Origin of the sequence: Crossiella cryophila (assembly GCF_014204915.1) — a bacterium.
GTDB classification, from domain to species: Bacteria; Actinomycetota; Actinomycetes; order Mycobacteriales; family Pseudonocardiaceae; genus Crossiella; species Crossiella cryophila.
Genome location: NZ_JACHMH010000001.1, coordinates 3,180,304 through 3,202,099, shown reverse-complemented (window position 1 = coordinate 3,202,099; position 21,796 = coordinate 3,180,304). Strand labels below are relative to the sequence as shown.

The following is a 21,796-nucleotide window of genomic DNA, read 5'->3' as shown; positions in this document are numbered from 1 at the left end:
GAGCGGCGGTGTGGTGCGGCGTACCTCACTTCCCGGAGCCGCGGATCCGGGCTTGTCTGCCGCGGGTCACCGTGCCCAGCAGCGCGCATCCGGCCAGTCCGAGCAGGCACCAGCCGACGATGCGCACCCCGCCCGGCGGGTCGGCCGCGATCAGCAGCAGCACGCCCGGCGCGATGAGCAGCAGCAGGACCAGGCCGAGGCAGCCCAGGTCCAGGCGGCGGGCGGAGTCGCCGAGGCCGAGCGAGGCGGCGGTCGCGGCGGCGGCCATGGCCAGCAGCGCGGCCCCGGCGACCGCGCACCAGACCCGGCCGGTGTGGCTGCGGTCGGGGTCGAAGGCGGCCAGCCAGAGCAGGGACAGGCCGGGCAGCGCGAGCAGGCCGATCGCGGCGAGCGAGCAGCCGATCCGGTTGGCCGCGGGCACCGGCTCCTCGGCCTTGGCCGGACTCGGTGCGACGCCGTTGACCTGGCCGTTGCCCGGCTCGACCGGCTCTGCTGGCTCGGTCTGGCCGCGGTTGAGGATCGCGCCGAACATGACCAGCACCCCGGCCACCACCAGGATCCAGCCGACCACGGTGATCCCGGTGTCCGCGCCGAGCAGGGCGAGCAGCAGGCCGGGGGCGGTGAGCAGGGGCAGGCCGAGGCCGACGCAGCCCAGGTCGTAGCCGGGGCGTTTGCCGTCGCCGACGTCCAGGGTGACCAGCAGCCCGGCCACCGTGGCCACCAGCAGCACCGCGGCCCCGATGGTCTGCCAGATCCGGGTGGCCGGATCGGTGGTGTGGAAGACCGCGGCCCAGATCAGGTAGGCGGCGGGCCCGGCGAGCAGGAGCAGCAGGACGACCGCGCAGCCGGGTGATTTCCGGGCCGGGGGCCGGGGCATCAGGTGAGCCCGTGCCGGACCGTGAACTCGGCCGCGTCGAACTCCCCGCCCAGCTCGGGCGCGAGGCAGCGCCGGGCCAGCAGCAGGAAGTCCTCCTCGTGGTACTTGCCCGCGCCCTCGGGCAGCACGCCCAGCAGCGGCGCCCCGGTGACCTCTGGCAGGTCGGCCAGGTTGTGCCGACAGGCCAGGTCGGGCTGGTGCGGCCAGCTGCCCACGACCACGCCCTGGCAGGTCAGCCCGCGACGGCGCAGCGCCTCCACGGTGAGCGTGGCGGTGTTGAGCACGCCCAGTCCGGCCGAGGCGACCAGCAGCACCGGCGCACCGAGTGCCCAGGCGGCGTCGGCCAGGGTGCTGCCCGCGGTGTCGAAGCGGACCAGCAGCCCACCGGCGCCTTCCAGCAGCACCAGGTCGTGGTCGGCGGCCAGCCCGGTCGCGGCGGCCGCGATCTGGGCCGGTCGGACCGGCGGCATCCCGGCCGCGCGGGCGGCGGTGGCCGGGGCCAACGGTTGCGGATACCGGGCGAGTTCGCGCGCGGTGATGTCACCGGCGAGGCGGACCACCTCGTCGATGTCACCGGGTTCGTTCGGCCCGACCCCGGTCTGCGCCGGTTTGAGCACGGCGACCCGTTTGCCCTCGGCCCTGGCCAGCGCCGCGACGGCCGCGGTGACGACCGTCTTGCCGACCTCGGTACCGGTTCCAGTGATCACCAGCACGGTCACGTCTGTGCACGCTACTCAAGCGTTCGGGCGGGCCCGATCGGGGGAGGGCTACCCGGCGGCGGCCGCGGCGCACATGGCGGCGGTGATCCGCTGGACGTCGTCGTCGGTGCTGACATACGGCGGCATCGCGTAGACCAGGTCGCGGAACGGGCGCAGCCACACGCCCTCGCCGACCGCGGCGTCGGTGGCCGCCCGCATGTCCACCGGATGGTCGAGCTGGATCACTCCGATGGCGCCGAGCACCCGCACATCGCGTACCCCGGGTAGTGCCCTGGCCGCGGCCAGGCCCTTGCCGAGACCGGTTTCGATCCGCCGGACCTCGCCCGCCCAGTCCTGACTGAGCAGCAGGTCGAGGGAGGCGTTGGCGACCGCGGTGGCCAGTGGGTTGCCCATGAAGGTGGGGCCGTGCGCGAGCACCGGCAGCTCGCCCTGGGAGATCCCGTCGGCGATCCGCTCGGTGCACAGCGTGGCGGCCAGGCTGAGGTAGCCGCCGGTGAGCGCCTTGCCGAGGCAGAGCACGTCCGGGCTGATGCCGGGGTGGTCGGCGGCGAAGAGCGCGCCGGTGCGGCCGAAGCCGGTGGCGATCTCGTCGAAGATCAGCAGGACGTCGTTGGCCAGGCAGAGTTCGCGCAGCACGTGCAGGTAGCGCGGGTTGTGGAAGGCCATCCCGCCCGCGCCCTGCACCACGGGTTCGACGATGACCGCGGCCAGGGTGTCCGCGTTGTCCTCGATGGCATCGGCCAGGTGCTGCACGTAGACCGGGTCGATGTCGGCGTCGAAGCCGCGCGGTGGGGCGTCGACGAAGACCTGTTCGGGCAGGATGCCGCGCCAGAGCGTGTGCATGCCGCCGTCGGGGTCGCAGACGCTCATCGGCTGGAAGGTGTCGCCGTGGTAGCCGCCGCGCCAGGTGAGCATGCGGCGCTTGTCCGGGCGGCCGAGGGAGCGCCAGTACTGCAGGCACATCTTGATCGCGACCTCGACCGAGACCGAGCCGGAGTCGCAGAGGAAGACGTGCTGCAGCGGGGCCGGGGTGATCTCGACCAGCTTCTGTGCCAGCCGGATCGCGGGTTCGTGGGTGAGGCCGCCGAACATGACGTGGCTGAGCTTGTCGGCCTGGGCGTGCAGGGCGGCGTCCAGCGCGGGGTGCCGGTGGCCGTGGATGACCGCCCACCAGGAGGACATGCCGTCGATCAGCTCGCGCCCGTCGGCCAGGGTCAGGCGCACCCCGCGCGCGGACTCGACCAGCAGCGGCTCCTGGGTGCCGGGCATCGGCCCGTACGGGTGCCACACGTGCCTGCGGTCGAGGTCGAGGAGTTCCTGGCTCACCAGCGCACCCTAACCGCGGTGTCCGCTCACGTGGTGACGCGAGCGTTCTTGATCAGTTGCGGCCGGGCCGCCATCCGCCGTTCCAGGATCGCCGCGAACGCCTCGGGATCCTTGAGCGGGAACAGGATCGTGCCCTTGCGCCCTTGCACCGCCATCACCCGGCCCGGTGGCAGCGCGGCTCCCCCGTTGCCGTCCGGCTTGCCCAGCGCGCGCCGGGAGGGCTTGGTGTCCTGGGTGACCGCGCCGACGGTGACCTGCTCGATCTGCTTGAGCAGCAAGGACACCTCCTCACCGGAACCGCCCTGCTTCCAGCGCAGTTCGGTCAGTTCGAGGCGGACCTCGCCCGCGATCCCGTTGAGTTCGGCGAAAAGCACGAATCCGCATTCACCGAGATCCGGGGAGAACGGGCGCAGGAAACTCCGGCGGGCGCGACCGGCGAGCACCCCGGACAGGGTGGGCAGCAGCACGCACAGGGTCAGCACCAGCGGCCACACCCACCACTGGATCGGCGACCAGTAAACGGTGGCGGGCAGCATGGCGAAGCAGACCAGCGCGGTCAGCCAGAACGCGCGGCGGGCCCAGGCGGTCGGGGTGAGCCACCACTCCGGTTTGCGGGTCAGGCCCCAGACGTAACCGCACAGCGGACCGCCGGTGATGATCACCAGGCCGACCGCGGAGTCGATCCGGACGCTGAACCCGAAGATCACCAGCGTCACCACCAGGGCGGCGGCGAAACCCGGGATGATCACGTAGCCGAGGACCAGCAGGGGGTGGGCGCGCAGCCAGCGCAGGCGCAGCTCGGCCTCGCTGGCCTCGATGGACGGGCCGGGCGGCTTGGTGGAGATCACGGCAAGGGTTTATCAAACCCGGCCGATCGACGCGTCCGGAACGGCCAACTTGGGGTACGACAACGGCCAACACTCGGGATGATCTTGGGTGTCTACTGTGGACGTTCAGGTGCCGGGGGTGTGGGTGAGCTGGACGCGGGCGGACATTCGGCGGCGCAGGGTCTCGGCCACCACTTCCGGGTGGTTGACCGGGAACAGGACCAGGCCCTGGCGGCTGGTCACCGCCAGCAGCGGGACGGGCGGCAGGTCCGCGCCGTCGCTGCCGTCCGGCCTGCTCAGCGCGCCGCGCACGGACCTGGTCTCGTGGTTGGGGTCGGCCACCGAGACCTGCTGGATCTGCTGGAGGGGCAGCGAGACCTGGACGCCGGTGCCTGCCAGGTGCCAGCGCAGTTCGGTCAGCTCCAGCCAGATCCGGCCGGACATCCCGTCCAGGTCGAAGTGCAGCACGAACCCGGTCTCGCCGAGGTCGGGGGACGGCGGCGTGCCGAAGGCGCGGCGGGCCCGGCCCGCGAGCAGGCCGGCCAGGGTGGGCAGCAGCAGGCACAGGGTCGCCACCAGCGGCCACACCCATCGCTGGATCGGCGACCAGTAGCCGGTCGCGGGCAGCAGCGCGAAGCAGACCAGCGCGGTGATCCCGACGGCGCGGCGGGCCCAGGCGCCCGGGTTCAGCCACCACTCCGGTTTGCGGGTCAGCGAGGCGCCGAGGATGAGCAGCGGGCCGCCGCACAGGAACAGCAGCGGCACCAGGCCGTGCGCGGACACGGTCAGTCCGAAGATCATCAGTGTCAGCACCAGGGCCGCGGCGAAGCCCGGGATGATCACGAAGGCGAGCTGGAGCAGGGGCTGGGCGCGCAGCCAGCGCAGGCGCAGCTCGGCCTCGGCGGCCGGCAGGGACGGGCCGGGCGGCGTCGCGGGGATCACGGCATGGGTTTACCAAATCCGGTCAAATCCCGCGCCCGGAACGGCCAAACCGGTGTCCAACAACGGCCAACACGGCGATCTGGATAGCTGGCAGGGTGGATCGGAGCCGTCTAGCTGGGAGAACCGTTGAAGAGACGATGGTCCGGTCGGTTGGTCGCGGTAGTCACGGTGGTGGCGGGGGTCGCCGCCGGAGCGGGGGTCCCGGCCCTCGCGGACGGGCGGGGCGGCAGTGTCGCGGTGCGCGGGCCGGACGCGGGGATCACCGCGAAGGTGGACTTCGGCGCGGCGGACGGCTCGGTGTCGCTGTCGGTGCAGCGGGATGGCCGGGAGCTGATCCTGCCCTCGCCGCTGGGACTGCGCACCGAACGGGTGGACCTGACCCGCGGGTTGCGGCTGGTCAGCCAGTCCCAGCGAGCGGTGACCGAACGGTATCGGATGACCACCGGCAAGCGGCTGGACCGGGTGGCGCGGCTGACCGAGACCCGGTTCTCCTTGCGTGGCAACGGGGATGCGGCGGTCGACCTGGTGTTGCGGGTGGCCGAGGACGGCGTGGCCTACCGGTATGTGTTGCCGGGCGAGGAGATCGTGCTCGGCGAGGCATCCGCGTTCACCCTGCCCGCGGACTCCCCTGCCTGGCTGATGCCCTACAACCCGCAGCACGAGAACCGCCGGCAGCGCACCACGGCGGGCGGCGCGCCTGCCGGGATCTTCGGCAACCCCTCGCTGTTCCAGGTGGGCGCGGACTACGTGCTGCTGACCGAGGCCGGGGTGGACGGGCGGTACGCGGGCAGCCGGTTGGCGCACGCGGCCGGATCCGGCACCTACGCGGTGGAGCTGGCCGATCAGCGGGTGCGGCTGGGCGCGGGCACGCCGACCCCGTGGCGGACCGCGATCATCGGTGACCTGGGCAAGGTGACCGAGTCCACGCTGGTGGACGACCTGGCGGACCCGGCGCGGTTCAGTGACACCTCCTGGATCAAACCGGGCAAGGTGGCCTGGTCCTGGCTGAGTGAGCACTCCAGTCCGTCGAACTTCGCCCGGCAGAAGGAGTACGTGGACTTCGCCGCGCGCAACGGCTGGCCGTACGTGCTGGTCGACGAGGGCTGGAGCCCGCAGTGGGTGCCGGAGCTGACCCGCTACGCCCGCGCCCGCAACGTGGACATCCTGCTCTGGTACCACTGGCAGCGCCTGGACACCCAGCAGGAACGGGACACCGAGTTCGCCAAGGTGACCGGCTGGGGCGTCAAGGGCGTCAAGATCGACTTCATGGAGTCGGACTCGCAGTCCCGCTACCAGTGGTACGACCAGGCCCTGGCGGACACCGCCCGGCACCGGCTGATGGTCAACTTCCACGGTTCGACCATCCCGCACGGCCTGGCCCGCACTTGGCCGCATGTGATGACCATGGAGGCCGTGCACGGCGCGGAACAGCTGCCCCAGCCCACCGACAACCCGGTGCACCCGTTCGCGCGCAACGTGGTCGGCTCGATGGACTTCACCCCGGTGTCCCTGGAGGTGGGCCCGCGGACCTCGACCATCGCGCACGAGATCGCGCTGCCGGTGGTGTTCGAGTCGGGCTGGCAGCACTTCGCGGACAAACCCGAGGCGTACCAGCGTTTCCCGCGCGCACTGCGGTTCCTGGACCAGGTGCCGACGGTGTGGGAGGAGACCAGGTTCCGCAGTGGCTACCCGGGTCAGGACGCGGTGCTGGCCCGGCGCAGTGGCGATCGCTGGTTCTTCGGCGGCATCGCCACCGGCGACCCGGCCACGCTGACCGCGGGCCTGGACGTGCTGGGGCCGGGCCGCTGGCTGGTCGAGGTGGTCCGGGACGCGCCGGGCGGCCGCGGCGATGTGCTGGTGGACAGCGCGGTGCGCTCGTCCCGGGACCGGTTGTCGGTGGACGTGCCGCGCAACGGCGGGTTCGCCGCCATCGCCTGTCCGGCCACCGCCGGTCGCACCACCTGCCACCAGCCGGTGCCGCAGCCACCGCTGACCCGGCTGACGATCACGCCGACTGACGCCGGTGATGTGTTGGCGGGCAACAGTTTCGAGGTCACCGCCGAGTTCACTGTGGACAGTGCGAGGACACTGCGCGAGGTCGAGCTGCGGGCCAGTGCACCCGCGGGCTTCACGGTGAGCGGACCGGCGGTGACCGCGGCCCGGCTGGGCCAGGGCGGGCAGTTGCGTGGCCGGTGGCGGGTGACCGTTGGCGCGGAAGCGAAGTTCGGGCCGGTGGAGCTGCCGGTGTTCGCCGAGTTCACCGATCCGGCGTTGCCGCCGGGACGGCAGCGGATGCACGTCGGACAGGCGGTCAAGGCCGCGGTGGCACTGACCGGGCAACCGTGGGTGAGTGAACTGCCGTTCACCGCGGAGAGCAACGGCTGGGGCCCGGTGGAGCGGGACCGCTCCAACAACGACTCCGCCGGTGGCGACGGGAACCCGTTGCGGATCAACGGGATCAGCTATGCCAAGGGGCTTGGCGCGCACGCGCCGAGCGAGGTCTCGGTGCACCTGGGCGGCCGGTGCACCCGGTTCACCGCCCTGGCCGGACTGGACGACGAGACCACGTCACCGGGCAGCGCTGCCTTCCACGTGCTCACCGATGGCCTGCTGCGACAGGAGACCGGGGTGCTGCGGACCGGGCAGGCCGCGACCCCGCTGTCAGTGGACCTGACCGGGGCACGCACGTTGACGCTGCGGGTCAGCGACGGTGGTGACGGCCGGAACTTCGACCACGCCGACTGGGCCGAGGCCAGGCTGACCTGCTGAGTGTCTACATGGGACGGTGGCGCGTCCTGGGACACGCCACCGTCTTCCGTGGTGGGTTGGCGGTTCAGCCGTTCGGTCGCACCGGCAGCTCGACCAGCGAGCGGATCAGCACACTGCTGCGGTAGTTCAGTTCCGCCGACGGCACCGCCAGCGACAACTCCGGGAAGCGGGCCAGCAGACCGCCGATCGCGGTGACCGCCTCCAGCCGGGCCAGCGGCGCACCCACGCAGTAGTGGATGCCGTGCCCGAAGCCGAAGTGCCCGCCCAGCACCCGGTCGATGTCCAGCTCGTCGGCGTTCTCGAACTTGTTGCTGTCCCGGTTGGCCGAGCCCAGACCCACCAGCAGCAACTGGTCGGCGGGCACGGTCACCTCGCCAAGGGTCAGCGGTTCGGTGGTCATCCGGATGGTGCCGGTGATCACCGGGCCGTCGTAGCGCAGCATTTCCTCGATCGCGTTGTGGATGCGCTCGGGCTTGGCCTTCAGCTCGGCGAGCTGCTCGGGGTGGGTGAGCAGTGCGCGCACCCCGTTGCCGATCAGGTTCGCGGTGGTCTCGTGCCCGGCCACCAGCAACAGGAAGGCCATCGCGACCAGCTCGCCCTGGCTCAGCGAATCGTTGTCGTCGCTGGCCTGGATCAGGTCGGAGAGCAGGTCGTCGGTGGGCGTGATCCGCTTGGTCTCGATCAGCTGGACCAGGTAGGCGGCCAGGTCCTGGCTGTCCTTGGCCTGCTGCTGCGGGTCGTTGGAGTTGCCCAGCAACGAGTTGGACCAGCGGCGGAAGTCGGCCTGGTCCTGCTCGGGTACGCCGAGCAGCTCGCAGATCACGGTGACCGGCAGCGGGAAGGCCATCGTCTCCATCAGATCGACCACCTCACCCCCGGCGGCCACCTGGTCCAGCAGCTCGGTGGTGATCTGCTCGATCCGCGGCCGCAGCTGCTCCACCCGGCGCGGGGTGAAGGCCTTGGCGACCAGCTTGCGCAGCCGGGTGTGCTGTGGCGGGTCGCTGTTGAGCATGTGCCCGGCCAGCGCCTCGGAGAACTGCGGAGCACCCTCCGGCGCGGTCCGGCTGATCAGCTCGCGCAGCCGGGTGGAGTCCTTGCTGACCGCGGGCGAGGTCAGCGCCACCTTCACGTCCTCGTAGCGGGTGACCACCCACATGTCGAAGGAGCGGTTGGGCAGCGCGGTCTTGTGCACGGGCAGCTGCTGCCGCAGCTTCGCGTAGATCGGGTACGGATCCTGCATGTACTTCTGATCGAACATAGCCAGATCAGGCAGCGGCTCGGCCGCCGCGGCGGTGTCGTTGACCATTCCGGTGCTCTCCCCAAATCCGTCCCGGATTCACATACGTCACCGTATTGTGAACATCGTTAACTCAACGATTTCCGACCCTACTCCGCTCCCGGGCCCGCACAATGTCACCCGTTCAGAGCAACGTGCCGAAGGTCGGGAAAGTTCCCAACGGTATACACATGACCATCGTGGCTCACTAACGTGTGACCGTGCCTACGACGCCACACCGCCGCCTCGTCCATGTCGTCCCGCACACGCACTGGGATCGCGAGTGGTACGAACCGTTCCAGCGATTCCGGTTGCGGCTGGTGGACTTACTCGATGAGGTTCTGCCCAGGCTGGCGGCCGATCCGGAGCTGCGCTTCACCCTGGACGGCCAGACCGCCGCGGTGGACGACTACCTGGAGATCCGGCCCGAGGCGTTCGAGAAGGTCCGGGACCTGGTGGCACGCGGTCAGCTCGCGGTCGGGCCGTGGCGGGTGCTCGCGGACTCCTTCCTGTGTTCCGGGGAGAACCTGGTGCGCAACCTGGAGATCGGCCTGGCCCGGTCGGCGGAGCTTGGTGGCGCGATGCCGGTGGCCTACCTGCCGGACCAGTTCGGGCACGCCGCCCAGTTGCCACAGGTGTTGCGCGGCTTCGGTTTCCGCCAGGCCTGCCTGTGGCGCGGGGTTCCGTCCACTGTGGAGCGCAATGGGTTCGCCTGGGTGGCCCCGGACGGGTCCGCAGTGCGCACCGAGTACCTGCCCGGCGGTTACGGCAACGCGGCGGTGCTGTTCAGCGATCGGGCGGCCACCCAGGGCCGGGCCGAGGACTTCGCCGAGCGGATGACCTCGTGGTTCGGCGCGGATGAGGTGCTGGCCATGTACGGCGCGGACCACGGCGGGCCACTGCCCTCGCTGACCGAGCAGGTGCGCGCGGTCAGCGCCGCCGACTCCCCGGTCACGCTGCGGCTGGCCACCCTGACCGAGGCACTGGCCGACCGGGACCTGTCCGCGGAACTCCTTGAGGTGCAAGGCGAACTGCGCAGTCATGCCAGGGCGAACCTGCTGCCGGGGGTGCTCTCGGTGCGCGCGCCGGTGAAGCAGGCCATGGCCGCGGCCGAACGCATGGTGCAGCGTTACGCCGAACCCCTTGCCGCACTGTGGTTCCCGGCCGCGGCCCACCCGTTCACCGCGATGGCCTGGCAGCGGCTGGTGGACGCCTCCTGCCACGATTCGGTCACCGGCTGCGGTGCGGACAGCACCGCGGCGCAGGTGGCGGGCCGGATCGCGGAGGCCGAGCAGCTGGGTTCGGCGGTGCGGGACCGGGTGGTGGACGCCCTCGCCGCCCGGGTGCCGGGGGACGCGGTGCTGGTGGTGAACCCGAGTCCGTGGCCCCGCCAGGACCTGGTGCGTTGCACGCCGGTGGCCGCGGAATCCTGGGCTGCGGTGGAGTTCGAGCTGCCGGACGGACGGCGGGTGCCCACCCAGGAGGTGGACCGGCCCGCGCGGGTGCTGGTGTCCGCGGAGTTCCCGGCCGCGGCGATCGCGGAGGCGGTGCGGCGGCGGACCTTCGGCCAGGTGATGTACGACCGGGCGGTGCGCCAGGCCGTGATCGGCGACGGCGTGGTGGAGTTCTCGGTGGGAAGACTGGGAAATCCGGCCTACGACGTGGAACGGTTCGCCACCGAACTGGCGGGCCGGGCCGGGGAGCATCCGGTGTGGGAACTGCGGGTGGTGGACGAGCCGCGACGGGAACTCCTCGCCGTGGTACCGGTTCCACCACTGGGCTGGACCGGGATCCGGGCGGTCGAGGGCAGCGGCACGGTCGACGCTCCGGTGTCCCTTGTGGACGGTGTGCTGAGCAACGGACTGGTCTCGGTCTCCGTGCTCGATGACGGCACGCTGCGGATCACCGGCGCGGACGGCGGCGTGCTCGACGGGGTCGGCCGGATCTGCGACGGCGGCGACGCCGGGGACAGCTACAACTACGGCCCGCCGGTGGCGGATTCGCTCGTGCACGAGCCGGTGGCGATCCTGGTCTGCCCGGACGCGCCGGGACCTCTGCTCGGCGGGTACACCGTTTACCGCACTTATGAATGGCCGATCGGGCTACACGACGCGGCCGGGTCCGCTCGGGCAGGGAAAGCGGCCGCCACCGAGGTGTCCATGGCGGTGCGACTGCGCGCCGGGGAGCCGTTCGTGCGGGTGGAGATCCGGTTCGAGAACCGCAGCCGGGACCACCGGGTGCGCTGGCATGTGCCGGTCGGCGAGGTGGCCGGATCGCGGGCCGAGGGACAGTTCGGCGTGGTGGACCGCGGGCTGAGCAATGAGGGCGGCAACGGCGAGGCGCCGCTGCCCACCTTCCCGGCCTCGGGGTTCGTCACGGCCGGGCAGGCCACCGTGTTGCTGGAGCAGGCCACCGAGTACGAGATCACCGGCGGCGACCTGGCGCTGACCCTGCTGCGTTCGGTGGGCGCGATCAGCCGGAACCTGCACCCGCTGCGGGCCGAACCGGCCGGGCCGACCACGCCCATCCCCGGCGCACAGGAACTCGGCTGGCGCACGGCCCGGTTCGGCATCGCGGTCGGCGCCCGCTCCGATGCCGAGCGGATGGAACTGGTCGAACGGTTCACCCTGCCCCTGGTCAGCGCGCCGGGCACCGGGGAGCCCGGACTCCTGGGTGCCGCGACGGGCCTGGCGGTCGAAGGTGCGGTGGTCAGCGGCGTGCGGGAGCGGGAGGGCGAGCTGGAGGTGCGCCTGGTCGCCTACGCCGAGGAGCCGGTGCCCACCGTGTTGCGCTGGCCGGGGCTGGCCACCGCGCGGGTGACCGACCTGGCCGGGAACGTGGTCGGCAAGCTGGACGTGGTGGACGATGCGGTGGAGTTGGTGTTGCGGGGCTGGGAGATCGCGACGGTCCGGCTCGCTCAGGGGTTGCCGCAGAGGGTGATCATGCCGCCCTCGTGATCGGTGAGCACGTGACCGCCCGGACCGGCGGCGGGCAGCCTGCCCTCGGTCCGGGCCTCGTACCGGCTGCCGTCCGGGCCGTAGAGCAGCGCCCCCGACGCGCCGAGGAGCATCAGATCGCCGTCCACCGGCAGCAGCACCGGGGCGTCCGGGTTGGCGCTGATCGCGGTGCGGCCCGCGCGCAACGCATCCAGGGCGGCCTTGGCCAGTTCGCCTGGACCGTAGGCGTTCTCGTCCACGGCCAGCCAGGTGGTCGGGTTGCCGGGTTCGGCGTCGGTGCCGCGGCCGTGGAAGTCGCTGCCGCCGACCGGGGTGACGTGCATGCCCCAGGACCGCCAGAACGCGAGCGGGCCACCCCAGGTCCGGCTCCACCAGCTGGAGTGCCAGATCTCGGCCAGCGGTGGACGGAGGGGCATCGGGTCCCGCCAGGAGCAGTCGCCGGAGAGCGGGTGGTTGATGGACAGCAGCCCGCCGCGTTCCTCCACTGTGGACAGCCATTCGGCAGGGGGCCTGCGGAAGTCGATCCAGCCGATGTCGCCGAAGGCGTTGGCGTGCCCCGAATCGGTGGTGACCTCCTGGCCGGGGATCAGCGCGATGCCGTACCGGTCGCCGACCTCGGCCAGTTCGGCGTGGTGCGCGACGGTGTTGTGGTCGGTGACCGCGAGTGCGGACAGGCCGTTGGACACCGCCAGCGCGGCCAGTTCCGGCACGGTGAGTTTGCCGTCGGAGTGCAGGGTGTGCGAGTGCAGGTCGGCCGGGATCCAGCGCAGGCCCGCGGTGGCCGGTAACTGCCGGACCGGCCGGGGCGCGGGTGCCAGCGGGGCGGGTGGCGCGACCTCGACGAAGGCCGGGCCGAGGGTCACCTCGACCTGGGCGTGCGCGCCCTCGGGCGGGATCCGGTGCAGGCCAAGCACCACCCGCCACTCCCCCGGTTCCGGTTCGCCGGGCAGGTAGCCGGGGGTGGCGGTCTCGGCGGTGATGGCGAAGCGGCGGCGGGCCGAACCGGACCAGCCACGCCAGCCCGCCGGACCGGCGCAGCCGATGTCCAGGATGGCCGGGTCGGCGTAGGTCAGCTCGACGGTGATGCCGGCACAGCCCGGCGGGACCTCGAAGGACAGGTCCAGCCAGCGGCTCGCCGACCGGTGCTCGCGGGTGATCAGTCCACTGTGGATGATCATGCGGGCACCGGTTCCGGGCTGAGCAGCGAACCTTCGGCGTCGAAGAGCAGCAGCCTGCCGGGTTCGGGGACCGCGGTGACGGTGCTGCCGATGGGTGGCTCGTCCTGTTCCGGCACGGTGACGCCGACCAGCACACCGCCCGCGCATTCCAGCGACACCAGGGAACTCACCCCGAGGTTCTCCACCGTCGACACCACGCCGGAGATCCCACCTGCCGTGCCCCGCGGGGCGAGCCGGAGGTATTCGGGGCGGATTCCCGCCGTGACCTTGTCGCCGTCGGACACGGCCAGACCCAGGGGCCGACCCAGCCTCGCATCTGCCACCTCCACCTCGTCCTCGACGACCACCGCGTCGAGCAGGTTCATCGGGGTGGACCCGATGAAGTTCGCCACGAACACACTCGCCGGCCGCTGGAACACCTCACGCGGACTGCCGAGTTGCCGGATCCGGCCGGACTCCATCACCGCGATCCGGTCGGCCAGTGCGAGCGCCTCGGCCTGGTCGTGGGTGACGAAGACCGTGGTGATGCCCAGTTCCCGTTGCAGCCGCTTGAGGAAGGTGCGGGCTTCCAGTCGCAACCGGGCGTCCAGATTGGACAGTGGCTCGTCCAGCAGCAGCACCTCCGCACCCATCGCGATGGCGCGGGCCAGCGCGACCCGCTGCTGCTGGCCGCCGGAGAGCTGGGCGGGACGGCGCTCCAGGAGCCCGGCCAGGCTCAGTCCGGCCGAGGTGGACTCGGCGATCTCGCGTTGCGCGGCCTTGCTCTGCCCGCGCACCCGCAGCGGATAGCCGATGTTCTCCGCCACGGTCATGTGCGGGAGCAGCGCGTAGTCCTGGAACACCATGGCCACCCCGCGTTTGCCGGGGTCGACCGCGGTGACCTCGTTGGCGCCGATGGTGATCGTGCCGGCGTTGGACTGCTCCAGCCCGGCGATGGTGCGCAGCAGCGTGGTCTTGCCGCAGCCGGAGGGCCCGAGCAGGGCGAAGAACTCGCCGTCGGCGATGTGCAGGTCGAGGTCGTCCACCGCGCGCACCCCGTTGGGGTACACCGTGGAGAGTGCGGTGATGTCGATACCGGCCATCAGCTCTTGATCCCTCCGTGGAAGCGGAACCCGTAGCGTTTGCTGACGATCAGGTACAGCAGCACCACCGGTATCGAGTACAGCAGTGAGAACACCGGGATCACGGTGAGGTTGGCGCTGCCGCCCTCGTCCTGCAGGGTGCGCAGCAGCACCGCGGCCGGTTGCGTCTCGACCTCGCGCAGCAGCAGGAACGGCAGCAGGAAGTTGCCCCAGGCGTTGACGAAGGCCCACACCAGGATGGTCGCGATGCCGGGCCGGGCCACCGGCAGCACCACGTGCCGCAGCACCTGGCCCGGTGAGGCGCCGAAGACCCTGGCCGACTCCTCGTAGGAGCGCGGCACCGAGTCCATGAAGTCCTTGAGGATGAAGATGGCCGCGGGCAGCATGCCGCCGGCGATCACCAGCGCGGTGCCGTACTGGGAGTTGATCAGTCCGAGCTGGAACATCATCACGAAGATCGGCACCATCGCCGCGGTGCCGGTGACCACGCTGGAGAGCAGCAACAGCAGGTACAGCAACAGATCCCGGCCGGGGATGCGCACCCTGGAGAGCGCGTAGGCGGCCAGTGCGGCGCACACCGTGGTCACGATGGTGGCGATCCCGCACAGCAGCAACGAGTTCAGCAGCGAGGTGAGCGCGTACGGGTGCTCCAGGGTCTTGCCGACGTTGTCCAGGGTCCACTCCGGCCAGCGCAGGCCGAGGCCGGGTTTGGCGTCGAAGGGCGCGCTGGCCAGCCACAGCATCGGCACCGCGAAGAAGAACAGCACCGCCGCGATCAGCGTGTAGAACCCGATCCGGCGCAGCAGGTACTGCACGCTCATGAGCGCCTCCGCAGCAGTCGCAGGTACAGCCCGGCCACCACCAGGTTGGCCACCAGCAGCAGCAACGAGATCGCCGAGGCGTAGCCGAGCTGCCCGCCCTCCAGGGCCTGGCGGTAGATGAACACCGGCAGGGTCTCCGAGGCGTGGTTGGGGCCGCCGGCGGTGAGCAGGAACGGGGTGAAGTCGTTGGCCGTCCACAGGCTGATCAGCAGCGTGTTGGTCAGCACGTGCCCGCGGATGTGCGGGAACACCACGTCCCGCACGGTCTGCCAGCCGCTGGCGCCGACCAGTTTCGCGGTCTCCAGCTGTGAGGGCGGCACCGCGGCCAGCGCCGAGGAGTACAGCAGCATGGAGAAGGCGGTGCCGCGCCAGATGTTGAACAGGATGATCGAGATCAGCGGGTACCGCACCAGCCAGGCGGTGCCCTCGGTGCCCAGCAACAGGTTCAGCGTGCCGCCGTCCCGGTCCAGCACGGCGAACCAGAGGAAGGCGACCACCGTGCTGGGCAGGATCCAGGCCAGCAGCACCAGGCTCTCGGTGAGCCGCCGCAGCCAGGGCCGGGCCCCGCGCAGCAGCCAGGCCAGGCCGAAGCCGAGCAGGTTCTGCCCGATCACCGCGGAGCCGAGCACGAACAGCACGGTCAGCCACAGCGAGTTGCGGAACAGCGTGTCGCCCAGCGCGGTGAGGAAGTTGCCGATGCCGATGACCTGCGGGTTGGCCGCGGCCGGGCCGGTGAGCTGGTAGTCGGTGATGCCGATGTAGAGCGTCCACAGCGCGGGGAAGACCAGGAACAACGCGATCAGGGCCAGTGCGGGCAGCACGAAGGCGACCGCGCGGCCCACGCCGAGCCCGGCCACGTCGGCGATCCGGCCCCGCCGCGACGGAGTGTCCACTGTGGACTCCGCCGCGGGGGTGAGGTCAACCGGCGTCGACATTGGACTCGCCGACGATCTTGGACAGCGCGGCCCGGTAGTTCGACAGCGCCTCGGGCACGCTGCGACCGGCGATGACGTCAGCGGTGGCCTGTTGCAGGGCGGCGGACACCCGCGGGTACCCGGCCACCGGCGGCCGGTACTGGGTCACCGGCAGCACCTCGCGGGCCACGTAGGACAGCATCGGGTCGCCGGCGAGGACCTGGTCGTTGACGTCGGCGCGGGCGGTGACCTGCGCGCCGCCGCCCATCCGCGCCTTGATCGACTCGGCGGAGTTCATGAACTGCAGCAGCTCCCAGGCCTGCCGCGGGTACTTGGTGGCCGGGTTGACCACGTTCACCGCGCCGCCGGACATGCTCACGAAGTCCCGCCCGCCGACCCCGGGCTGCCGCGCCGGGATCTTGGCCCAGCCCACGACCTGGTCCCGGTCGGCCATCTTGGCCACGCCACGGGTCGGTTCGACCACCCCGCGCCACAGGTAGTCGCTCTCGATCATGATGCCGAGCCTGCCCTCGGCGAACTGGGCGAAGGACTTGTCCCGGCCCTTGGCCTCCTGCTGGGTCAGCGGATCGCCGAGACCCTCCCGGTAGACCTTGGCGTAGAACTCCAGCACCTCGCCCAGCGCGGGCCCGGCCTGCCACTTCCCGTCGCGGTAAAGCGGTTTCCCGGCACTGGCCAGCATCGGCAACACGCCCTGCATGGTGGTCGCCTCACCCATCGCGGTGCCCGCGTTGACCTGCAACGGGGTCACTCCGGGCAGCTTTTTCAGCCCCGCGGCCGCGTCCAGGATGTCCGTCCAGCTCTTCGGCTGCCAGTCCGAGGGCAGTCCGGCCTGGGCGAACAGCTTCTTGTTGAAGAAGAGCACCCGGCCGTCGGTGCCGTCCGGGATGCCGTAGCGCCGGTCGCCGAAGCTGCCGAGGCCCTGCACGGACTTGGGGATCTGCGCCCAGCCCTCCCAGGCGTCCACCTGGGACTTGCCCAGCAGCTCGTCCAGGGGTTTGAGCTGTCCGGCCTCGGCGAACTCGCCGACCCAGATGCCGTCGATGGTGAGCACGTCGGCGCCGCCGCCGGTCTTGAGGTCCAGCGCGACCTTGGTCTTGTAGTCCTCATCACCGGCGCCGCTGCCCTCGAACTTCACCGTGGCGGTGACGCCCTTGGCCTTCTGCGCCTCGACGAACTTCGGGATCACCCAGTCGGTGACCCAGGCCGCGCGGGCGGCGTTCTTGCCGCCGACCACGGAGTTGCCGGTGATGGTGAGCGTCAGCTCCTTCGCGTCGGCGTTGCGGGCGGTGTCGGTCTGCTGGGGGCTGCCGAGACATCCGGCGAGCAATCCCAGTGACGCGACCACAACGAGCGGAGTCGCGAGCTTGCGCATCCGCCACCTCCTCGGAGCCGGTGGTTCACCTGGCTGATCTACGTGGGGTGAAATAGTCACCAGACCGGGTGGAGGATGACAAGGGTCACATCTCTGGTTTTTCCGTCGGTGGGTGCGCCCCGACGGTGATCGCGGGGACGGGGTAGGTTTTTGCCCGTGGTGTCGCCCGATCCCGTTGACATGCGCCTGCTCGCCCTGCTGGCCGAGTCCGGGCGTGCGGCTCCCGTGCACGAGATCGCGGCCAGGGCCGGTCTGGACCCCCGGGAGGCCGCCTCCCGGCTGGTGGCGTTGTCGGCCAGCGGGTTGCCGCTGATCGTCGGCGTGGAGTTCGATCCGAACGGCCTGCGTGGCGCACTCGCCGCGGCCGGGGCGTGGACCGGTTTCCCGCCAGCCGCACCACCGCCCGCCGTGCCACCACCCGCACCGATGTACGGCCCGGCCGGGTACGGCGTGCCGAACGGACCCGGTCCGGCCTACGGCACCCCCAGTGGTCCCTACCCGGCGCACGGCACCCCCAGCGGCCCCTATGGCACGCCGAGCGGCCCGTATCCCGGTCCACACGGGACACCCAGCGGTCCGTACGGCACCCCGAGCGGCCCGTATCCGGCGCAGCAGCCGGGCAATCGCACCGGCGCCTACCCGCCGCCGCCCCCGGCCTACCCGCCCAGCGGCGGTTTCCCGGCCCAGCCACCCGTCGCCCCGCAGTTCCCGGCCGCTGGCGCGGATCCGATGAGCACCTGGGGCCCGCCGCAGTCGGCGGCCTGGGCCCGTGGCGACCAGCCGACGGTGAGCGCCGCCCCGGTGGCGAACAGCCGGGCCGGTGTGGTCGGCGGCGCGCTGGAAACCGAGGGCCAGGAAGGCGAACGCCTGGTCATCCAGCTGGTCGAGGTGGTCGATCCGGCGGACTTCCTGTTCACCGCGGCCGGGTACCGGCTGCAGGAGGGCGAACGTTCGGTGGTGGTGCACACCGAGCTGCACAACCGCGGCCCGGTGCCCTTCGCCTCGCTGCCGGACCTGTACCTGGTGCTGGTCACCGACGACGGGCAGCACATCTCCAAGGCCCCGGTGGCGCTGTCCTCCCGGCCGCCGCACCGGATCGGCGTGGCGCCGGGCGAGACCGCGGGCGGGCACACGGTGTACGTGCTGCCGGAGGCGTTGCGGCTGACCCACATCCGGTGGAGCCCGCACCCTGGCGACGAGGCGCACAGCCTGACCTGGGCGATCGAGGACTGAGGTTCAGGGCCTGCGGTCGATCCGGGTGCCGTTGCGCCAGACCGCGGTGATGCCGGGCAACGCGCTGATGTCCTGGGTCGGATCGCCGTCGACGAGCACCAGGTCCGCGCGCAGGCCGGGCCTGATCCGGCCGCGGTCACGCAGCCCGAAGTGCCGGGCGGGCGCCGAGGTGGCCGCGGTGAGCGCGGCGATCGGCGTGAGCCCCGCCTGGACCAGCAGCTCCAGCTCGAAGAGCAGGCCGATCGCGTTGGGCAGACCGGGGTTGGCGCCGTCGGTGCCTGCCAGGATCGGCACGCCCGCCTTGGCCAGGGCGCGGATGTTGTGGTGCACGGCGTCCAGGTCCGGTCTGTCGCCGGGGAACTCCTGCGGGAACCGGGCATCGGCGAACTTGCGCTGGGCCGCGGAGAGGTACGGCGTCACCCGCGGATCGGTGTAGCGCCGGTGGTAGGCGGGCTGGTTGAGCAGCGAGTGGAAGATGGCCAGGGTGCTGGTGACGAACGCGCCGGAGCGGGCGGCCAGCCACAGCTCCTCCCGGTTCAGCCCGCGGTCCTGCGGGGTGTGGATCAGCCCGTTCACCCCGGCGCGCAGCAGCCAGCGGGCGTCCGCGGCCATGGACACGTGCGCCAGGCTGAGCACACCGCGCTCGCGGGCCCGCCGGATGATCGCGCTGCCCTGCTCCGGGCTGATCGTCGGCCAAGGGTCGCTGGAGACCATCGGCTCGACCACGAACTTGATGTAGTCCGAGCCCTCGGCCAGCCGGTCGTCGACGTGCTGGGCCGGGGACATCCCAGGCCGCAGCCAGGGGAAATCCTTCGGCAGGCCGAGCTGGGAACCGTGGCCGCCGGGCACGGTGATCATGGCTCCGGCGGTCCACAGGTCGGCGGCCGCGGTGGCGCGGTCGGACTGCCGGGCGGCCACGTAGTCGCCGAGGTCGGCCCGCAGCCGGGGGATGAGGTTGAACATGTCCAGCTCGGTGGTGACGCCGAAGCGCGGTGAGTCGGTGCGCGGGATGCCGTGCTCGTGGATGTGCGCGTCGATCAGCCCTGGCAGCAGGGTCCGGCCCCGCCCGTCCACCTCCTCCAGTCCGGCGGCCGGGGCCGGGCCGCGGGTGAGGCTGACGATCCGGCCACCGGCGCAGACCACGGTCAGGCCGTCAAGCACGCGCTCGCCGTCGAAGACCCGGGCGCCCCGGATCGCGAAGGCGGTGCGGACCGGGTCGGCGGCGGCCGGTACCCCCAGCGCGGCCACGCCCGCCCCGGCGACCGCGGCCTTGAGCAGTGTTCGTCTGCCCATCGTGCACATAACCCCTCCGATACAGTTGACTCGCTGACGATTCGAACGTATCAGAGTCGGCTATGCTGGTGGCGTGGAGAATCTGACCGTGCCCGATGCCCGCCGGCACGCCATCGGCGCCGCCCTGCTCCGGCTCGTGGCCAGGGACGGCCTGGACGGGATCAGCCTGCGCGCGGTGGCCGCCGAGGCCGGGACCTCGCTGGGCATGGTGCAGCGGCAGTTCGCGGACAAGGACGAGTTGCTGTCCTCCGCGCTCCGGCAGACCGGCGCGGCCACCGCCGAGCGGATCCGGCGGATCCCGAAGCGGGCCCCGGTGCTGGACACGCTGCGCCGGATCGCCGACGAGCTGCTGCCGCTGGACGAGCAGCGGATCATCGAGGCGCGGGTGTACTACGCGTTCACCGCGAAGGCGATGACCCGGGCGGATCTCGCGGTGCTGGTCCAGGCGCGGGACGCGGAGTTCCAGGCGATCCTGACCGCGAGTCTCCTGGCCGCCGAGCAGTCCGGCGAGATCCCGCCCGGCCAGGACCACGCCGCACTGGCCCGGTTGTTCAGCTCGGCCCTGGACGGGGTGAGCCTGGCCCTGCTCACCCGCGCACCGGACTCCCCCACCGCGGACATCGTGGCCGGGCTGGACGCGGTCCTTGCCTTGATCACCCGGCCCGGTTAGACCACCGGCCGGGTCCCGCCGTCGGCCGGGCCGTGCCTGCGCAGTTCGGTCCAGGCCCGCTCCAGGCGGTCCACCAGCTCGTCCAGCACCGGCTCCGGGAAGGTGAACGGCAGCCGGATGTACTCCTCGTGCCCGCCGTCGGGGTCCATCGCCGCACCGGGCACCACCTCCACCCCGTGTCTCAGCGCGACCTGGGCGAACACCGCCGCGTCCACCCCGGGCAGCGCTATCCACAGCGCCGACCCGGCCCTCGGTTCCCGCCAGCGCCACTCCGGCAGCCGGGTACGCACCAGGCCGCCCAGGTGGCGCAGGCGTTGCCGCAGGATCACCGCGCGGGCCTTGGCGATCTCGGGCAGCCGGGGCAGCAGGCGGGCGGCCAGGGCCTGGTCCAGCAAGGGGCTGCCCATGTCGGCGAGCACCTTGGCCCTGGCGAGCCGGTCGATGATGCCGCGCGGGCCGCGCACCCAGCCGATCCGCAGTCCGGCCCACACCGGTTTGGCCAGTGAGCCCACGCTGAGCACCTCCACCGACGGGTGGGCGAAGGCGGCCACCGGCGGCGGCAGTGGGTCGCCGTGCCCGGCGGTCACGTAGGCGTTGTCCTCCAGCACCGCGAACCCGTGTTCCCTGGCCAGTTCGGTGATCCGGGCCCGGCGACCGGCCGAGGTGAGCACGCCGGTCGGGTTGTGGAAGGTGGGCATCAGGTACAGCAGGTCCGGCCGGTGCCGGGCGGCCGCGGCGGCGAGCAGGTCGGGGCGCACACCGTCCTCGTCGATCGGCACGCCGACCACGGTGGCGCCGCCTGCCCGCAGGATGTCCACCGAGCCGGGCCAGCCGGGTGCTTCGACCAGCACGGTGGCGCCCCGGTCCAGGTACAGCCCGGCGACCAGCGCGATGGCCTGGTGCGCACCGGTGGTCACCACGATCTCCGCGGCGGTGCTGGGCAGGCCGAGGCCGGTCAGGTGGGTGGCGATGGCCTCGCGCAGCGCGGGCAGGCCACGCGGGTGGTAGCCGCCGTCGGCGAGCAGCGCGGGCAGGTCGGTGTCGACCAGCTCGCGCAGGGCCACGGCCAGTTCGGGCACGGCCGGTTCGATGGCCTGGGCCAGCGAGATGGTCTGGCCGGGCCGGTCCACCAGCAGGTCCAGCATCGGCCCTGACCGCCCGCCGCGCACCCGCCCGTCCGGCCGGATCCTGGCGGTGGTGTGCGGGCTGACCGTGGTGCCGCTGCCCCGCCTGCTGTGCAGCACACCCTGTTCGCGCAGCCGGTCGTAGGCGGCCACCACGGTGGCCCGGCTGACCGCCAGCGCGGCGGCCAGTCCGCGTTCGGCGGGTAGCCGGGCACCGCGCGGCAGCGTGCTCTCGGCCACCAGATCGCTGATCGCCGCGGCCAGCCGCTGGTACCTCGGCCCGCTCCGGCCAGTCCAGTCACCCAGCAGCCGGACGAGTTCGGCCGGATCGGCGAAACGGTCCACTTCCGCCTCCATTGGCTGGTCAACGCGGGGAGCTTGCCGCGAAGACTAGG

Annotated in this window: 17 protein-coding genes; 4 read left to right on the top strand and 13 right to left on the bottom strand. The window is 71.9% G+C overall.

Going from position 1 to position 21,796, the window contains the following annotated elements; translation table 11 throughout:
• Window positions 1-25: 25 nt before the first annotated feature.
• The 5 genes from HNR67_RS14920 to HNR67_RS14900 form a co-directional block, all read right to left on the bottom strand.
• Window positions 26-877, bottom strand: a complete 852-nt coding sequence (locus HNR67_RS14920) for a hypothetical protein (protein ID WP_185002626.1) — start codon at window positions 875-877, stop codon at window positions 26-28.
• Complete coding sequence (gene bioD / locus HNR67_RS14915; RefSeq protein WP_185002624.1) at window positions 877-1,596, bottom strand: dethiobiotin synthase; 720 nt, start codon at window positions 1,594-1,596, stop codon at window positions 877-879. Before bioD ends, HNR67_RS14920 begins: the two co-directional genes overlap by 1 nt.
• Window positions 1,597-1,644: 48 nt before the next feature.
• A complete protein-coding gene (locus tag HNR67_RS14910; protein WP_407645129.1) occupies window positions 1,645-2,922 on the bottom strand; it encodes an adenosylmethionine--8-amino-7-oxononanoate transaminase in 1,278 nt (425 codons plus the stop codon).
• A 26-nt stretch (window positions 2,923-2,948) separates the two neighbouring features.
• A complete protein-coding gene (locus HNR67_RS14905) occupies window positions 2,949-3,770 on the bottom strand; it encodes a hypothetical protein (RefSeq protein ID WP_185002622.1) in 822 nt (273 codons plus the stop codon).
• A gap of 105 nt (window positions 3,771-3,875) precedes the next feature.
• Window positions 3,876-4,691, bottom strand: coding sequence for a hypothetical protein (locus HNR67_RS14900; protein WP_185002621.1), 816 nt, complete (start codon window positions 4,689-4,691; stop codon window positions 3,876-3,878).
• A 150-nt stretch (window positions 4,692-4,841) separates the two neighbouring features.
• Here HNR67_RS14900 and HNR67_RS14895 point away from each other — a divergent pair, with 150 nt between their 5' ends.
• On the top strand, window positions 4,842-7,460 hold the full coding sequence (locus HNR67_RS14895; RefSeq protein ID WP_246492512.1) for a glycoside hydrolase family 97 catalytic domain-containing protein: 2,619 nt from the start codon (window positions 4,842-4,844) through the stop codon (window positions 7,458-7,460).
• A 64-nt stretch (window positions 7,461-7,524) separates the two neighbouring features.
• On the opposite strand, the gene HNR67_RS14890 is transcribed toward HNR67_RS14895, so the two are convergent.
• Window positions 7,525-8,766: a cytochrome P450 family protein gene (locus HNR67_RS14890; protein WP_185002617.1), complete on the bottom strand. Its 1,242-nt coding sequence runs from the start codon at window positions 8,764-8,766 to the stop codon at window positions 7,525-7,527.
• Window positions 8,767-8,957: 191 nt separating this feature from the next.
• Between HNR67_RS14890 and HNR67_RS14885 the strand changes: the two genes are divergently transcribed.
• Window positions 8,958-11,693 carry a glycoside hydrolase family 38 N-terminal domain-containing protein gene (locus tag HNR67_RS14885; RefSeq protein WP_185002615.1) on the top strand — a complete coding sequence of 912 codons (2,736 nt, stop codon included), beginning with the start codon at window positions 8,958-8,960 and terminating at the stop codon, window positions 11,691-11,693.
• On the opposite strand, the gene HNR67_RS14880 is transcribed toward HNR67_RS14885, so the two are convergent.
• The 5 genes from HNR67_RS14880 to HNR67_RS14860 are packed head-to-tail and all read right to left on the bottom strand — an operon-like array spanning window position 11,654 to window position 17,081.
• Entirely contained in the window at window positions 11,654-12,871 is a 1,218-nt protein-coding gene (locus HNR67_RS14880; protein WP_185002613.1) for a CehA/McbA family metallohydrolase, read from the bottom strand. The genes HNR67_RS14885 and HNR67_RS14880 overlap by 40 nt on opposite strands.
• A complete protein-coding gene (locus HNR67_RS14875) occupies window positions 12,868-13,953 on the bottom strand; it encodes an ABC transporter ATP-binding protein (protein WP_185002612.1) in 1,086 nt (361 codons plus the stop codon). Before HNR67_RS14875 ends, HNR67_RS14880 begins: the two co-directional genes overlap by 4 nt.
• Complete coding sequence (locus HNR67_RS14870) at window positions 13,953-14,774, bottom strand: carbohydrate ABC transporter permease (RefSeq protein WP_185002610.1); 822 nt, start codon at window positions 14,772-14,774, stop codon at window positions 13,953-13,955. The genes HNR67_RS14875 and HNR67_RS14870 overlap by 1 nt, the downstream gene beginning before the upstream one ends.
• Entirely contained in the window at window positions 14,771-15,709 is a 939-nt protein-coding gene (locus tag HNR67_RS14865) for a carbohydrate ABC transporter permease (protein WP_185002609.1), read from the bottom strand. The genes HNR67_RS14870 and HNR67_RS14865 overlap by 4 nt, the downstream gene beginning before the upstream one ends.
• Window positions 15,693-17,081 carry an extracellular solute-binding protein gene (locus HNR67_RS14860; RefSeq protein WP_185002607.1) on the bottom strand — a complete coding sequence of 463 codons (1,389 nt, stop codon included), beginning with the start codon at window positions 17,079-17,081 and terminating at the stop codon, window positions 15,693-15,695. The genes HNR67_RS14865 and HNR67_RS14860 overlap by 17 nt, the downstream gene beginning before the upstream one ends.
• A 156-nt stretch (window positions 17,082-17,237) precedes the next feature.
• Between HNR67_RS14860 and HNR67_RS14855 the strand changes: the two genes are divergently transcribed.
• The gene (locus HNR67_RS14855; protein WP_185002606.1) at window positions 17,238-18,314 is read left to right on the top strand and encodes an AsnC family protein; all 1,077 of its coding nucleotides are present in this window, start codon (window positions 17,238-17,240) and stop codon (window positions 18,312-18,314) included.
• Window positions 18,315-18,317: 3 nt separating this feature from the next.
• Here the strand turns inward: HNR67_RS14855 and HNR67_RS14850 are convergent, their stop codons facing one another.
• Window positions 18,318-19,607 carry an amidohydrolase family protein gene (locus tag HNR67_RS14850; RefSeq protein WP_185002605.1) on the bottom strand — a complete coding sequence of 430 codons (1,290 nt, stop codon included), beginning with the start codon at window positions 19,605-19,607 and terminating at the stop codon, window positions 18,318-18,320.
• Window positions 19,608-19,680: 73 nt separating this feature from the next.
• On the opposite strand from HNR67_RS14850, the gene HNR67_RS14845 reads away from it, so the two are divergent.
• Window positions 19,681-20,277: a TetR/AcrR family transcriptional regulator gene (locus tag HNR67_RS14845; protein ID WP_185002604.1), complete on the top strand. Its 597-nt coding sequence runs from the start codon at window positions 19,681-19,683 to the stop codon at window positions 20,275-20,277.
• On the opposite strand, the gene HNR67_RS14840 is transcribed toward HNR67_RS14845, so the two are convergent.
• Window positions 20,274-21,746, bottom strand: a complete 1,473-nt coding sequence (locus HNR67_RS14840; protein ID WP_312987286.1) for an aminotransferase-like domain-containing protein — start codon at window positions 21,744-21,746, stop codon at window positions 20,274-20,276. The genes HNR67_RS14845 and HNR67_RS14840 overlap by 4 nt on opposite strands.
• Between the last annotated feature and the right edge of the window lie 50 nt (window positions 21,747-21,796).